The 15,167-nt window shown below is 61.0% G+C and carries 12 protein-coding genes; 9 read left to right on the top strand and 3 right to left on the bottom strand.

All coding sequences use genetic code 11. The annotated features are described in order from the left end of the window. Positions 1–273: 273 nt before the first annotated feature. Positions 274–2,166: a penicillin-binding protein 2 gene (gene mrdA, locus BFN10_RS11170; RefSeq protein ID WP_071489740.1), complete on the top strand. Its 1,893-nt coding sequence runs from the start codon at positions 274–276 to the stop codon at positions 2,164–2,166. Position 2,167: 1 nt separating this feature from the next. Here mrdA and BFN10_RS11165 read toward each other — a convergent pair whose 3' ends face one another. After that, positions 2,168–2,569, bottom strand: a complete 402-nt coding sequence (locus BFN10_RS11165) for a GFA family protein (RefSeq protein WP_071489739.1) — start codon at positions 2,567–2,569, stop codon at positions 2,168–2,170. Between the two features lie 99 nt (positions 2,570–2,668). Between BFN10_RS11165 and BFN10_RS11160 the strand changes: the two genes are divergently transcribed. Continuing rightward, a complete protein-coding gene (locus tag BFN10_RS11160; protein WP_071489738.1) occupies positions 2,669–3,136 on the top strand; it encodes an SRPBCC family protein in 468 nt (155 codons plus the stop codon). A gap of 34 nt (positions 3,137–3,170) precedes the next feature. On the opposite strand, the gene BFN10_RS11155 is transcribed toward BFN10_RS11160, so the two are convergent. After that, positions 3,171–5,381: a TonB-dependent receptor gene (locus BFN10_RS11155; protein WP_071489737.1), complete on the bottom strand. Its 2,211-nt coding sequence runs from the start codon at positions 5,379–5,381 to the stop codon at positions 3,171–3,173. 198 nt (positions 5,382–5,579) lie between these two features. Between BFN10_RS11155 and BFN10_RS11150 the strand changes: the two genes are divergently transcribed. The 7 genes from BFN10_RS11150 (at position 5,580) to BFN10_RS11120 (ending at position 14,072) form a co-directional block, all read left to right on the top strand. Continuing rightward, on the top strand, positions 5,580–7,937 hold the full coding sequence (locus tag BFN10_RS11150; protein WP_071489736.1) for a DNA polymerase II: 2,358 nt from the start codon (positions 5,580–5,582) through the stop codon (positions 7,935–7,937). Between the two features lie 69 nt (positions 7,938–8,006). Continuing rightward, positions 8,007–8,585, top strand: coding sequence for a GNAT family N-acetyltransferase (locus BFN10_RS11145; protein WP_071489735.1), 579 nt, complete (start codon positions 8,007–8,009; stop codon positions 8,583–8,585). A 12-nt stretch (positions 8,586–8,597) separates the two neighbouring features. Further along, the gene (locus tag BFN10_RS11140) at positions 8,598–9,230 is read left to right on the top strand and encodes a glutathione S-transferase N-terminal domain-containing protein (RefSeq protein ID WP_071489734.1); all 633 of its coding nucleotides are present in this window, start codon (positions 8,598–8,600) and stop codon (positions 9,228–9,230) included. Between the two features lie 164 nt (positions 9,231–9,394). Then, entirely contained in the window at positions 9,395–9,982 is a 588-nt protein-coding gene (locus tag BFN10_RS11135) for a DUF4174 domain-containing protein (protein ID WP_028619516.1), read from the top strand. A gap of 112 nt (positions 9,983–10,094) precedes the next feature. Beyond that, positions 10,095–10,610: a sigma-70 family RNA polymerase sigma factor gene (locus BFN10_RS11130; RefSeq protein ID WP_028619517.1), complete on the top strand. Its 516-nt coding sequence runs from the start codon at positions 10,095–10,097 to the stop codon at positions 10,608–10,610. Then, on the top strand, positions 10,580–11,566 hold the full coding sequence (locus BFN10_RS11125) for a FecR domain-containing protein (protein WP_244159048.1): 987 nt from the start codon (positions 10,580–10,582) through the stop codon (positions 11,564–11,566). The genes BFN10_RS11130 and BFN10_RS11125 overlap by 31 nt, the downstream gene beginning before the upstream one ends. Before the next feature lie 142 nt (positions 11,567–11,708). Continuing rightward, positions 11,709–14,072: a TonB-dependent siderophore receptor gene (locus BFN10_RS11120; RefSeq protein WP_071489752.1), complete on the top strand. Its 2,364-nt coding sequence runs from the start codon at positions 11,709–11,711 to the stop codon at positions 14,070–14,072. A 21-nt stretch (positions 14,073–14,093) separates the two neighbouring features. Here BFN10_RS11120 and BFN10_RS11115 read toward each other — a convergent pair whose 3' ends face one another. Next, complete coding sequence (locus BFN10_RS11115) at positions 14,094–15,149, bottom strand: acyltransferase family protein (RefSeq protein ID WP_028619520.1); 1,056 nt, start codon at positions 15,147–15,149, stop codon at positions 14,094–14,096. Positions 15,150–15,167 lie beyond the last annotated feature (18 nt).

Genomic DNA, 15,167 nt, shown 5'->3' with positions numbered 1-15,167 from the left:
GCATCGCCGATGGTAGTGTGGGGTTTCCCCATGTGAGAGTAGGTCATCGTCAAGATTAAATTTCAGAACCCCTGATTGCTAACGCAGTCAGGGGTTTTGTTTTGGGCGGTCGGAAACTCAAAAGCGCTGCTCATCCTCGATAAATACCTTACCGTTGGGGAAATCGATGCAAAGTGTTTCTGCATTTTTGGTATGGTGCAGCACATTTTCACAGGGATTGATCTTTCAACCGCAGGACGCGGCGTCGACCTTCTTCAACGAGATGCTGTAGAAATGCCTGAACCGATACCTATCAAAGATCACGAAAAAGAAAACCGTCTGGTCAACAAGCGCCTGCTCGCCTGTGCGCTGCTGGTGATTGGCATTTCCTGCGCCCTGGTGGGGCGCATGTACTTCCTGCAGGTCGTGCAGTTCGACTATCACTCCACGATTTCCGAAAACAACCGCGTCCACGTATTACCCATCACGCCGACGCGTGGGCTGATCTACGACCGCAATGGCGTCGTGTTGGCCGACAACCGCCCTAGCTATAACCTGACCATCACCCGAGAGCGCACCACCGACCTCAAGGGCGAGCTGGACGCCATCGTCAGTTTGCTGCACTTGCCCGCCGAGGATCGCGCGATGTTCGACAAGGCGCTGAAGCAGGCACGCCACCCCTTTGTCCCTGTGACATTGTTTTACGAGCTGACCGAAGAGCAGATCGCGTTGCTGGCGGTGAACGAGTTCCGTCTGCCAGGGGTTGATGTAGAACCTCAGTTCGTTCGCCACTATCCCCTGGGCGCCCACTTTGCGCATTCCATCGGTTACGTGGGACGGATCAACGAGAAAGAGTCCAAAGCCCTCGATTCGGTTGAGTACCGCGGCACTCAATCCATCGGCAAGACCGGCATCGAACGCTTCTACGAGTCCGAGCTGCATGGTCACGTAGGTTATGAAGAGGTCGAGACCAACGCCCAGGGCCGTGTGCTGCGTGTGCTCAAGCACACCGATCCGATCCCCGGCAAAAACATCGTACTGAGCCTCGACGTCCACCTTCAGGAGGCGGCAGAAGAAGCCTTGGGCGATCGCCGTGGCTCGGTGGTTGCCCTCGACCCACAAACAGGCGAAGTGCTGGCCATGGTCAGCAAACCGAGTTTCGACCCTAACTTGTTCGTCACCGGTATCAGCTTCAAGGAATATGCCGCGCTGCATGACTCCATCGACCGGCCATTGTTCAACCGCGTCCTGCGCGGGCTCTATGCGCCGGGCTCGACCATCAAGCCGGAAGTCGCCATCGCCGGTCTCGACAGCGGTGTCGTTACTGCACAGACCCGTGTGTTCGATCCCGGTTACTACCAACTGCCTGATTTCGACCACAAATACCGCAACTGGAACCACAGCGGTGACGGCTGGGTCGACATGGATGCCGCTATCATGCGCTCCAACGATACCTACTTTTACGACCTGGCCCACAAGCTGGGCATCGATCGCCTGCACGACTACCTGGCTGAATTCGGCCTGGGCCAGAAAGTGTCGCTGGACATGTTTGAAGAGTCGGCTGGCTTGATGCCCTCCCAGGCCTGGAAGCGCGCCACTCGCCGCCAACCCTGGTTCCCGGGCGAGACCGTGATCCTCGGTATCGGCCAGGGCTACATGCAGGTCACACCGCTGCAACTGGCCCAAGCCACCGCGCTGATCGCCAACAAAGGCGTGTGGAACCGACCCCGCTTGGCCAAGACCATTAACGGCGTGCCACCGGTGGATGAAAACCCTATGCCCAATGTGGTCCTCAAGGATCCACGTGATTGGGAGCAGGTCAACCATGGCATGCAATTGGTGATGCACGACCCACGCGGTATCGCCCGTGCTGCCGCACAAGGCGCGCAATACCGCATCGCTGGCAAGAGTGGTACCGCACAGGTGGTCGCGATCAAGCAGGGCGAGCGTTACAACCGTGAGAAAACCCTGGAGCGCCACCGCGACAACGCGTTGTTCGTCGGCTTCGCCCCAGCCGAACACCCGAAAATTGTGATTTCGGTGATGATCGAAAACGGTGAAGCCGGCGGTCGCGTTGCTGGGCCGGTCGTACGCCAGATCATGGACGCCTGGTTGCTCGACCAGGAAGGTCACTTGAAACCGCAATACGCAACGCCGGCCAAAGCACCTGGAGACCCAAAGGTTTAAATCAGGCTTTCCACTCGTCCCATTGCTCTACGCCTTCATGGGCGAGCCAGGGCACATCATGGGCCATCCAGATGTGCGCGGTGGGTTTGACGCCCGGATCATCGTCCAGCGTCGCCACCCGCACAATCACGTGAGGTTGATGCCCTCGTTCGGCCATCAGGTGCGAGCCGCAACGCGAGCAGAAATGCCTGAGCTTGCCCGGCGACGACTCGAAAGACGCCAGCAACTCCACGCCCTGGGTCCAACGAAAGTGTTCGCGCATCACGCCGGCTGTCGCGACAAATGCCGCCGCATGCACCTTGCGGCAGCTGTCGCAATGGCAGTGGCTGATCGGCATGTCCAGACGCCTCACCTGATACCGCACGCCCTTGCAGAAGCAACTTCCATTCAATGGGTCAGTCATAACGTAATTGCCGGATCAATAAAGGGGTCATCATCATTGCTTACAATCCCAGGTTGCGCATTGTTCGATGTCACCTACTGTCAATGGAGGAGGTGACTTATGCACGTATTGGATCGAATCGAACGGAAAGTCCTGCTCAACGCTTCACGCAAACAGGTGTGGGAAGCCCTCACCGATGCCGAGCAGTTCGGCCAATGGTTTGGTATCGCCCTCGAAGGCAAAGCCTTTGTTGCCGGGCAAACCATCAAGGCACCTATCACCTATCCGGGTTATGAACATGTGATCTGGAAGGCCAGGATCGAACGCATCCTGCCGCAAACGCTGTTCTCCTTCTGGTGGCACCCTTTCGCAGTCGAGGCGAGTGTCGATTATGACCAGGAAACCCCCACGCTGGTGGAGTTCACCCTTGAAGACCGTGCTCCAGGCATTCTATTGCGGGTGGTCGAGTCCGGCTTTGACACGGTGCCAGAAGCCCGTCGGCAAAAGGCCTTCAAGATGAACTCCCGGGGCTGGGATGAACAAATGGGCAACATCGAAAACTACCTGAACCAAGCCCGCCAGGCATGACTGCAACAACGGGCTCACTTCGTTGTAGTGCTTTTTAGAAGTCTACAGTCGCCGACAACTTGGCAACACGCGGGTCGCCCTGGCTCAGGAAACCGCCCTGGGCCGATTCCCAGTACTTCGTGTTGGCGACGTTCTCCACGGTGGCGCCGAGGGTGACATCACGCTTGGCAACCTTGAAGTTGTAACGCGCGCCTACATCGAAGCGGTTCCACGTCGGCAAGCTCAAATTGTTGGCGGCGTCGGCGTACTGCCCGCCCGTGCGCAGCCAGCGGCCATTGAGGGTTACGCCTTGCAGGCCAGGCACATCCCACTCCACATCGGCGTTGAGCTGGAACGAAGGCACGCCGATTGCTCGGTTACCGTCGTTGGCGCCGTTTTGCGTGTCCTTGAGTTCGGTCTTCATCACCGTCACACCGCCCAGCAAACGCAGGCCGCTGAGGGGCTCGCCGAAGACGTTCAGTTCCACGCCTTTGTTGATCTGCTGGCCTTCACGCACATAGCGCGCTGTAGTCGCATCGATGACCTGAACGTAGCCGGCCCCAGGCTGTTCGATACGGTATACACCCAGCGTGGCGCCATAGGTGCCCATGTCCACCTTCACACCCGCTTCGATTTGTCTGGAGCGAGCGGGCGCAAACGCCTGGCCGCCACCGATGATCGTCCGGTTGCCCGAGTTGACCGGCGACGTCGGGCCTTGCGCAAGGCCTTCGATGCGGTTGGCGTAGAAGGACACGTGTTGCCACGGTTTGAACACCAGGCCGTAGACTGGCGTGGTAATTGACTCGTCATAGTTGGAAGTGCGCGTACCGCTCATGTAGTTGTAAGCCTGTACCACCATCTGCTGGCGGCGCGCCCCCAGCGTGACCAACAGGCGGTCATCGAAGAAGCCCAGGGTGTCGGACACCGCTGCGCTGCGCACGAATGTTTTGCCTGTAATGGTCGGGTCGCTGAAATCAGTGCCTGGCGTATTGCGCGGGTTGTTCAGGGTGGGCGGAGCGCCGGTCACAGGGTCGTAGATATTGGTTCGGGTAGCCGTCGACGAGGCGTTGAACACATAGGCATTGCGTGCTTGAGTCCAGATACCGGCCAGGCCAAAGTTGAGTCGATGGCTGACAGGGCCGCTCTGGAAACTGCCGTTCAGCCCGCCCATTAAGCTGCGGTTATCTTCTTCGTGGGCGATGGTCGAGCGGCTTGCCAGGGCATTGCCGCTGTTGTCAGTCAGCGTGACCGACGAGTAGCGCCCCATTTCCCGGGTGTGCTTGGCACCGCCTGCTGCATAGGCCGTCCAGTTGTCGTTCAGGTCATACTCGGCGCGCAGCATCCCCAGGGTGTCTTCGAGGCTGGTGCTGCTCCAGCTCGGCGCGTAGTTGGTGTCTGCCGAAGGCGCATCTGGCACATGGGTGGCCGTGCCAAGGAATACCGAATTACGCCCACCGTTGATGCGCTGCTTCTGATACACGAAATCACTGGACAGACGCAACGCATCACCGCGGTAGTCCAGGCCCACGGTGAACAGCTTCGAGCGCTGATTTTCATCATCGATGCCGGTATCGCCTTCGCGCTGGGACAGGTTCACGCGTGCACCAAACTGGTTGTCCTCGCCGAAGCGCTGGCCAATATCCAGATGCTCGCCCACCCGGCCATCGCTGCTGATATCGGTACTGAAGCGACGCAGTGGCAGGTCATCGGCGCGCTTGGGTTGCAGGTTCACACCGCCGCCGATTCCGGAGCCGGTCGGTGTCACACCATTGATGAAAGCATTCGGCCCCTTGAACACTTCCACACGCTCCAGGGCGTCGATGGACATAATCTGACGCGGCAGGATGCCGTACAGGCCGTTGAAGGACATGTCGTCACCGGCGAGCGGCAGGCCTCGGATCATGAACGTCTGTGCCTGGTTGGCATAGCCAGACGCCTGGCGCACCGATGAATCATTGAGCAGTACATCGCCGATCGTTTCGGCCTGCCGGTCGCGGATCAATTTCTCGGTATAGGAGGACATGCTGAACGGCACGTCCATGATGTCCTGGTTACCCAGCACCCCCAACTGAGCGCCACGTGCGACCTGGCCGCCAGCGTATACCGGGGGCAGGGCGCCTGGCGCAGGGGCGTCGGCGCTGACAGTGGTGGCGCCCAGTTCCAGCGTGCCGGTTTCCTGGCTGGCGTGAGCCGAGAGGCTCAGGGAACAGCACAGGGCGAGCAGGGTGGGGCGATACGGCACAGCGAATGGAATACGGGCGGGCATGGTCGATCCTGACGGTGAACCGTCAATGGAGAGGGAAAGGGCAACAATGGTTGCGCTTCCTCACTGCGCGGATACAACTCCAGTGCAAATGATAGTAATTATTATTAACGTCGTGCAACAATTTTGTGAGATTAAGGTCCGCGCGCTCGGATGCCGAGTAGAATCACGCCCTGAAAGCGATTCCTGAGGTGCGGTACGGTGGATTTACAGCAGGGTTTTGTCCTGACCCGGCATTGGCGCGATACCCCGGCGGGCACGGAGGTCAGTTTCTGGCTGGCCACCGACCAGGGTCCGAGGTTTATCCGCCTACCTGTGCAGACCTCGGTGATGTTCATCCCCGAAGCCCATCGCAAGCCGTTGGATTGGCTGCTCAAGGGCGAGCGCGATATCGAACTGCGCCCGTTGCAGTTGTGCGATTTCCATCACCGCCCGGTCCTGGGTCTGTACACCCGCCAGCACCGCCAGGCGATGGACGTGGAAAAACGCCTGCGCGCTGCGGGCGTCGACGTCTATGAGGGCGATGTGCGCCCACCCGAGCGCTACATGATGGAGCGCTTCATCACCGCGCCCGTGTGGTTCGGCGGCACCCCCGACGCTACCGGCGCACTCTGCGATGCGCAGATGAAACCCGCGCCCGACTACCGCCCGCCGCTGAAACTGGTGTCCCTCGACATCGAGACCACCGCCCAGGGCGATCTGTATTCCATCGCTCTCGAAGGCTGCGGCGAACGCCAGGTGTACATGCTCGGCCCGCCGAACAAAACTGACACGGTAGATTTCAAGCTCGACTACTGCGACACCCGCGCCCAACTGCTCGAGCGCCTCAATCAATGGCTCGCCGAGCACGACCCCGACGCGATCATCGGCTGGAATCTGGTGCAATTCGACCTGCGCGTGCTCCACGAACACGCCCAGCGCCTCAACGTGCCGCTGATGCTCGGGCGGGGCGACGAGCCGATGGCCTGGCGCGAACACGGCAGCCGCAACCATTACTTCGCGGCGGCAGCGGGGCGGTTGATCATCGACGGCATCGAGGCCTTGCGCTCAGCGACATGGAGTTTCGAATCCTTCAGCCTGGAAAACGTCGCGCAAACCCTGCTCGGCGAAGGCAAGGATATCTCCACGCCGTACCAGCGCATGGACGAAATCAACCGCATGTTCGCCGAGGACAAGCCCGCCCTGGCTCGCTACAACCTCAAGGACTGCGAGCTGGTCACGCGGATTTTCGCCAAGACCGAACTGCTCAAGTTCCTGCTGGAACGCGCCAGCGTCACCGGGTTGCCGGCCGACCGCAACGGCGGCTCCGTCGCCGCGTTCACCCATTTGTACATGCCGTTGATGCATCGCCAGGGCTTCGTCGCGCCTAACCTGGGCGACAAACCACCCCAGGCCAGTCCGGGCGGCTTCGTCATGGACTCACGGCCCGGCCTCTACGAATCGGTGTTGGTGCTCGATTACAAAAGCCTCTACCCGTCGATCATCCGCAGTTTCCTGATCGATCCGGTCGGCCTGGTCGAAGGCCTCAAGCACCCCGACGACAGTGAATCGGTGGAAGGCTTTCGCGGCGCGCGGTTTTCCCGCACCCGACATTGCTTGCCGTCCATCGTTGCGCGAGTTTCCGAAGGCCGCGAAGTGGCCAAGCGCGAACACAACGCGCCGTTGTCCCAGGCCCTGAAAATCATCATGAACGCCTTCTATGGCGTGCTTGGCTCCAGCGGTTGCCGGTTCTTCGATACACGGCTGGCCTCGTCGATCACCATGCGCGGGCACCAGATCATGCGCCAGACCCGCCAGTTGGTCGAAGCCCAAGGCTACGAGGTGATCTACGGCGACACCGACTCCACCTTCGTCTGGCTCGGCAAAGCCCACAGCCAAGTCGAGGCCGGCCGCATCGGCCAGGCGTTGGTCCAGCACGTCAACGACTGGTGGCGCGAGCACCTGCGCACCGAGTTCGGCCTGCAAAGCGCCCTGGAACTGCAATACGAAACCCACTTCACGCGCTTCCTCATGCCGACCATCCGTGGCGCGGAGGAGGGCAGCAAAAAGCGCTACGCGGGCCTGGTGGTGCACAGCGATGGCAGCGAGGACATGGTCTACAAGGGCCTGGAAACCGTGCGCAGCGACTGGTCGCCCCTGGCCCGCCGCTTCCAGCAGGAACTCTACCAGCGCATCTTCCATCGCCAGCCGCACCAGGACTACATCCGCGACTACGTGCGCCGCACCCTGAGCGGCGAGCTCGATGAGTTGCTGATCTACCGCAAACGCCTACGCCGCCGGTTGGACGACTACGAACGCAACGTGCCGCCCCATGTGCGCGCCGCGCGCCTGGCCGATGAGTACAACGACCGCTTGAACCGCCCGCGCCAATACCAGCGCGGCGGCTGGATCAGCTACGTGATCAGCGTCAACGGCCCCGAGCCGATGGAGGTGCGGCAAGCGCCCATCGATTACGATCACTACGTCACCCGGCAATTGCAGCCGGTGGCCGATGCGATCCTGCCATTCGTGAATGACGATTTCAGTACCTTGGTCGGCGGGCAAATGGGTCTGTTTTAAAACGCTTGATTCGTCCGTGCGCGAGCCTGCACTCTTGGTCACTGACGATCACCCTGACGGCGCAGCCCCATGACCGAACTTACCTTGACCGGCACCACGGTCGAACTCCTGCCCCTGCAACGGGCACACAAGGCCGCCTTGCTCGAGGCCGCCGCCGATGGCGAATTGTGGAACCTCAAGGTCACCAACGTGCCGGGCCCGGACACTGTCGACCAGTACATCGACACCGCCCTGGCCGGGCGCGATGCCGGTAGCGTGATCCCGTTCACCCTGGTGCGCCGCGACACCGGCCAGGTGGTCGGCAGCACGCGGTTCTGGAAGGTCGACCGGGTCAACCGCAAACTGGAAATCGGTCACACCTGGCTGGCGCTGTCCACCCAGAAAAGCGCCATCAACACTGAAGCCAAACTGTTGCTGCTGACCTACGCGTTCGAAGTACTCGGCTGTGTGCGTGTTCAATTCACCACCGATGAACTCAACGAAAAGTCCCGCGCCGCGATCCTGCGCCTCGGCGCCGTGCAGGAAGGCATCGTGCGTCACGAACGCATCATGCCCGACGGGCGCAAGCGCAACTCGGTGCGTTTCAGCATCATCGACTCGGAGTGGCCGCAGGTAAAAGCCAACCTGCAGGCCAAACTGCAACGCTAGGAGGACAGGTCCATGTATACGCTCTACGGCATCGACGAATCCGGCTCCTGCATGATCGAAATTGCCCTGCAGCGCTGTGCGGTGCCGTGGCGCAGGGTCGACGCGGCTTCCTGGGCAGAGGGCGAGGGCAGTGACGAACTGGCTCGTATCAACCCGCTCAAACAGGTGCCGACCCTTGTGACGCCTGACGGCCAGGTGCTGACGGAAAGCGCAGCGATCCTGATCCACCTGGGCCTGGAGTTTCCCGCCTCCCACCTGTTGGCCGGCAACCGCGCGCAGATCATTCGCGGCCTGGTGTATATCGCCGCCAATTGCTACTCGGCGATCGGCATCATCGACTACCCGCAACGCTGGCTCGGTAACGTCAACGAAACCGTGCAGGCCCAGCTTGTCACCGGCACACGACGCTACCTTCACCAGGCCTGGGTGGTGTTCGCCGATCAGTTTGCCGACCAGTTGTTTGCCCCGGACAACACGCCGAATGCACTGGGCCTGATGGCGGCGGCGGTGTCGCGCTGGGATGAGGCACGCGACGCGTTGAGCGGCCTGGCGCCAGGCTTTGCCCAGAGCCTGGCACAAGTGGACGCCGACCCCATCGTCGCGCCCGTATTTGCTCGGCATTGGCCGGAGTGGAAGGTCTCATGATGTTTCCGCAATCAGTGGAAACAATGACAGTCGCAGCCATCAAACCCTTGCGTGGCGGGCGTCCTGTCCTACGCTTTCTTAAAGTGGTGTAGGAATCATCCTTGAATTTGACTGTCGCAGACATGAAACTCAAGAACCCTGCATGGAATTCAAAGGAGGTGCGCATGCTCATCCGGTCGCTGACCCTGGCTACCTTGATGGCTTTTACGGGGCCGCTGTTGGCTGCTGATGATATCAACCCGCTCAAGCAGGACTTGGGCAAGGCCCGGCCGCTGGTGGTGGTGGAGCTTGATGCCGGCAACGACACCTTGGCCAAGGTCAAAAATCAGCTGGACGAGCCTGCGACCAAGCAGTCCTTTGAAGAACGCAGCATGGTGTTCTACACCGTGAAGTTCGGCAGCATCGGTGCTGAAGGCGAGAAATTCGCCAAGGACCCCAAGGACAGCAGGAAACTCACCCCGCCGGAAACCAACGCGCTGATCCGTGCCCTCAAGCTGGGCGCCGGCAGCGGCACCAAAGTGATCCTGGTGGGCAAGGACGGCGAGAAAAAACTCGAGAAGACCGTACCGCCGGATACCCTCGACCTGAAGGCATTCTTCAGCGCCATCGACCAGATGCCGATGGCCGAGAAAGAAGCCGCTGCACCGGCCGAGCCTGAACCCGCTGCCGCACCAGCGGAGAAGCAGGGTGCCAAGGCTGGCGCCAAACCTGGCAAGCCCGCCAAGCATGCAGCGCAGCCATTGGATGACTGACCCTGTACGGGAGCCGGGCAGCCGGCTCCCGTAGCAGAAACTTGCAGTAACAGCTCTGCGAAGAATATGATAACCGTTATCATTTACGCCTTATTCTTCGCGCGCGGCCTCCATGTCTTCGACTCCTGCGGTAAGCCCCACTGAACTGGCCACCTTGTACCGCCAGCAACACCGTTGGTTGCAGCAATGGCTGTGGCGTCGCTTGAACTGCCCGCAGAGCGCCGCCGACCTGGCCCAGGACACCTTCCTGCGGCTGCTGGCGAAGAACCAGCCCCTTGAAATCCACGCGCCGCGCAGCTTCCTGGCGAAAGTGGCGCAAAGCGTGCTGTCCAACCACTTCCGTCGGCAGAAACTCGAAAAAGCCTACTTGCAGGCCTTGGCCCTGTTGCCGGAAGACGCCGCGCCCAACGCCGAAACCCAGTGGATCCTCCTCGAAACCCTGATGGCCCTCGATGAAGTGCTCAGCCGCCTGGCCTTGCCCGTGCGCCAGGCGTTCCTGTGGTCGCAGCTCGATGGCCTGAGCCACGGCGAGATCGCCGAGCGCCTCGGTACCAGCATCACCACGGTCAAACGCTACATCGTCAAGGCGGGTGCACAATGCATCTTGCTGGACAGCCAGCGGTCATGAATCCGGTGCCGTTATCGATCGAGGTCGCCGAGCAAGCGATGCACTGGCAACTGGAGCTGCAGGTGCCGAACGTCAGCGAGCAGACCCGCGCCGAATGGCAGCGCTGGCGTGAGCAGGACCCGGCCCATGAACAGGCCTGGCAAAATTCCCAGCGATTTTTCCAGCGTTTGCAGGATGTGCGCACACCGACCCATCAAGCCTTGGCCCGCGCGACGCTGTTGCCGGCGTTGTCACGTCGCCAGGTCGTCAAGCACCTCGCCGTGTTGCTGGCGTCAGGCACCGCCGCTTGGAGCATCAAAGACGCGGCGCTGCTGCAACACTGGACCAGCGACTTCAGCACCACCGTCGGCGAGCAGTGGCGCATCGGTTTGGCGGACAACACCCAAGTGCAGCTCAATACCGACACCGCCATCGACGTCAAATACACCGCGGATGTACGCCAGATCCATGTGCTGCGTGGTGAAATCCTGGTGGACCCCAACCCCACGGATATCCGCCCGCTGTGGGTGAAAACCGCCGAAGGCCTGACCCGTGCGGTCAGTGGTCGCTTCAGTGTGCGCCAGCGCGATGGCTTTACCCAATTGGGCGCAGACCAGGGCGCGCTGTCGGCACAGATCCCGTCGCGCAGCCTGCTGCTGCAGGCGGGCGAACTCATCAGTTTTGATGCCCACACCTTGCTCGCCCGGCGCCCGCAACGGGACGGTGAACTGGCGTGGAGCCGTGGAATGATCGTCGCTCAGGGCATGCGCCTGGAGGACTTCCTCGAAGAGCTGAGCCGCTACCGTCGCGGGCGCCTGGCGTGTGATCCCGCGGTGCGCGGCTTGCGCGTATCCGGCACCTATCCGCTGTCCGACACCGACCGGATTATCGCGGCGCTGGCGCAAACCCTGAAGCTGGACGTGCAGCATTTCACCCGTTTCTGGGTCGCCCTCAAGCCGCGCCAGAAGCTTGTGTGAATTTATTTCGCGCTTGGGTGGTCCGTTTGCGAATCTCACGAGACTTATATCCCCAGACACTACCTTCACTGGGGAATAGGGCATGCAGCCGCACACACCGAAGAAAAACATACGCTTGAAGACATCATTGGCCCTTGCCGTCATGCAGGGCATTGCCAGCGTCACTGTGGTCACGCCGCTGTTGCTGGCGTCGGCCTGGGTGCACGCAGCACCGCAAGTGGAATTCGACATCCCGCCAGGTTCGCTGGCGGAGGCGCTCAACCAGTTCGGCCAGGCCAGCCAGATCCTGCTGTCCTATCCGGCCGCGCTCACCGACGGCCAGACCAGCCCAGGCCTGCGCGGGCGGCATGACCTGGATACCGGCCTGGCGATCCTGCTCAGTACCAGCAACTTGCAAGCCGTGCATGGCAGCGGCAACACTTACTCACTGGCGCGGCGCCCGAGCGATGGCGCATTGCAGCTGGGCACCGTGTCCATTTCGGGCAAGGCACCCGGCTCGACCACCGAGGGCACTGGCTCTTACACCACGCAGTCCTCCAGCAGTTCGACGCGCCTGAACCTGACGCCTCGGGAAACCCCGCAGTCGCTCACCGTAATGACCCGCCAGCGCCTGGATGACCAACGTCTCACCAATCTCAGTGACACCCTCGATGCCACTCCCGGCATCATCGTGTTGCGCGATGGCCTTGGGGCGGAGAGTGACGGTTATTTCTCGCGCGGCTTCCAGATCCAGAACTTCGAAATCGACGGCGTGCCCACCGCCACACGCATGGACAACTACACCCAGAGCATGGCCATGTATGACCGCGTTGAAATCGTACGCGGCGCCACCGGCCTTATCAGCGGCATGGGCAACCCGGCGGCGACCATCAACTTGATTCGCAAGCGCCCGACGACCGAGACGCGCGCCAGCGTCACGGCGGAAGGCGGCACCTGGGACCGCTATGGCACCGGCCTGGACGTCTCCGGCCCGCTGACCGAAACCGGCAATGTGCGCGGGCGCCTGGTCGCGGACTACAAGACCGAACACGCCTGGATCGATCGCTACAAGCAGGAAACGCAGCTGCTCTATGGCATCACCGAGTTCGACCTCAGCGAAGACACGCTGCTGACACTGGGCTTCAGCTACCTGCGCACCGACGTCGATTCGCCGGCGCGTTCCGGTTTGCCCACACGCTTTACCGACGATTCGCGCAGTAACCTTAGCCGCTCGCTAAACACCGCGCCGGCGTGGTCCTACAACGATCATGAGCAGACGAGCTTTTTCACCGCCATTGAGCAGACGTTCGACAGCGGCTGGAGCGCCAAGGCCGAATTCACCCACACTGAAAACCAGTTCGATGAAGTCTTCAACTACGTCAACGGTTCGCTCAACGCGAACGGCAGTGGTACCACTCAATTGCCGGTGCGTTTCTCCGGTACGCCGCGCCAGGACAACATCGACCTCTACGCCACCGGCCCCTTTGACCTGCTCGGGCGTGAGCACGAGCTGATCGCGGGCGTCACCTTGTCCAAATACAATGAAAGCGTGCCGAGTTACGGCGGCTGGCATTACGACTATTCCGGCTCGCCGGCCGGTGCCATCGACAACCTGTTCAATTGGGATGGCCAGTCGGTCAAGCCCGCGTTCAATGTCACCGGTAAATCCTCGGTGGATGAGAGCCAATATGCTGCTTACTTGAGCACGCGACTGCGAGTGACCGATGACTTGAGCGTGATCCTCGGCAGCCGGGTGATCGACTGGAAGCGCGAGACCGAAGATCGACCCTACGGCGGCACGGCGACCCGCACTGACGAATCGGAAACTGGCGTCTACATCCCTTACGCCGGCGTGGTATATGACCTCACCGACAACTGGTCGGCCTACGCCAGCTACACCAAGATCTTCAATCCCCAGGCCAGTTGGGTGCGCGACATCAATAACAAGGCGCTGCCGCCGATGGAGGGCAAAGGGTATGAGGTCGGCCTCAAAGGCAGCTTCTTCGACGAGCGGCTGAACACCAGCCTGGCGCTGTTCAAGCTGGAGCAGGACAACCTGGCCATCTGGATCGACACCCCGGGCGGCAACACCTATCGCAACGAGCAAGGCACCACCACCGAAGGCGTGGAGCTGGAGCTCAACGGCGAACTGGCTGACGGCTGGCAAGCCTCCGCTGGCTATGCCTATGCGGTGAGCACCGATGCCGACGACAAACGCATCGTCACGACGTTGCCGCGCCAGAGCCTGAAGACCTTCACTTCCTACCGTTTGCCCGGCGCGTTCAACAAGCTTACCGTGGGCGGCGGAGTGAACTGGCAGAGCAAGGTCGGCGAAGACCTGCACACCTTCAGCCAGGGCAGCTACGCCATCACCAACTTGCTGGTGCGCTATGACCTGACGTCCAAGCTGAGCGCCTCGGTCAACGTCAATAACCTGTTCGATCGCGAGTACTTCAGCTACGCCGGCAACCACGGCATGTACGGAGCGCCGCGCAACCTGATGACCAGTGTCAAATACGCTTTCTGACGCAATGATTGAACGGCGCCCTCAAGGCGCCGTTTTTGCGACAGGCGCCTTGCGCACCGGAAACGGAAAGTAGAAAAACCGCAGGAACGCCACCCGCTTGATCACTTCCCCGATCAACAACGGCACCACCACCGCCACCACAAACCCCACGCAGGCCGCGACAAACGCGGGCAGCCCCAGGCGCTCCAGCAGGTCGACCGTCTTGTGCTGGATCTCGCCGTGGAAGATCAGCAGGATCAAGGTGTTCTGACCGATATAGGTCATGGCCCGCGTGACCCAGGTCGACACCATCAATACGCGCGCCAGCGCCCAGCAAGCGTACACGCCGATCACGGCCGGCAGGGTGGTCCAGAACCAGTGGTCGTAGCGTCGCTGCGCCAGGTCCATGGTGTCCCAGGTGAAGGTGAATACCACAACGAACAATGCAATCGAAATCAACAGGGTCAGCCAGGAGCCCGCGTGGGTGCGCAGCCAATCACGCAGCAGGTAGCCGACAATGAAATAAGTGCTGCTGATCAAGGTGATATCCAGGCTGAACGGCAGGCCCGGCAGCACCCAGGTATGCCCGCCGAACGCGACTGGCAACTGCCAGAACCACGGCAGCATCCAGACGCCCACAATCAACTGCAGCGTTACCAGCGCGCAACTGAGCAACAGTGACAGCTTCAGGCGCTGGATCAGGCGCAGCATCACCCAACTGAACAGGATCGCCACCCAGAAATGCGGCAGGAACCACAGCGCCTGCCACGGAATGGTATCCACCGAGGCGTACAGCACACCGCCGATATCCGGCAACAGCGGCTGGCCACGCAGAATGCTGCGCACGATCACATAGGTGAGCATGGTGAAGAAAAACGGTTTGAGCAGGCCATCGGCCTTGCGTATCGCCATCTCCACGAACGGCTGCTCGGGCTTGAAGAACACGCCCGACAGAAAAAAGAACAGCGGCAAGATGAACGACGCCAGCACCGGGTACAGCAAGTCCGGCGAAGTGGCGACGAACCAACTGTGGGCAAACACGATCACCAGGATGCCGATGCCTTTGGCGATATCCATTTGAATCCAGCGATGTTTCATATGAGTTGTCCTGATCGA

The sequence above is a fragment of the Pseudomonas extremorientalis genome, assembly GCF_001870465.1.
GTDB lineage: Bacteria > Pseudomonadota > Gammaproteobacteria > Pseudomonadales > Pseudomonadaceae > Aquipseudomonas > Aquipseudomonas extremorientalis.
Note: the sequence above shows the minus strand (reverse complement) of the source record. Positions and strands in the feature narration are given on the sequence as shown.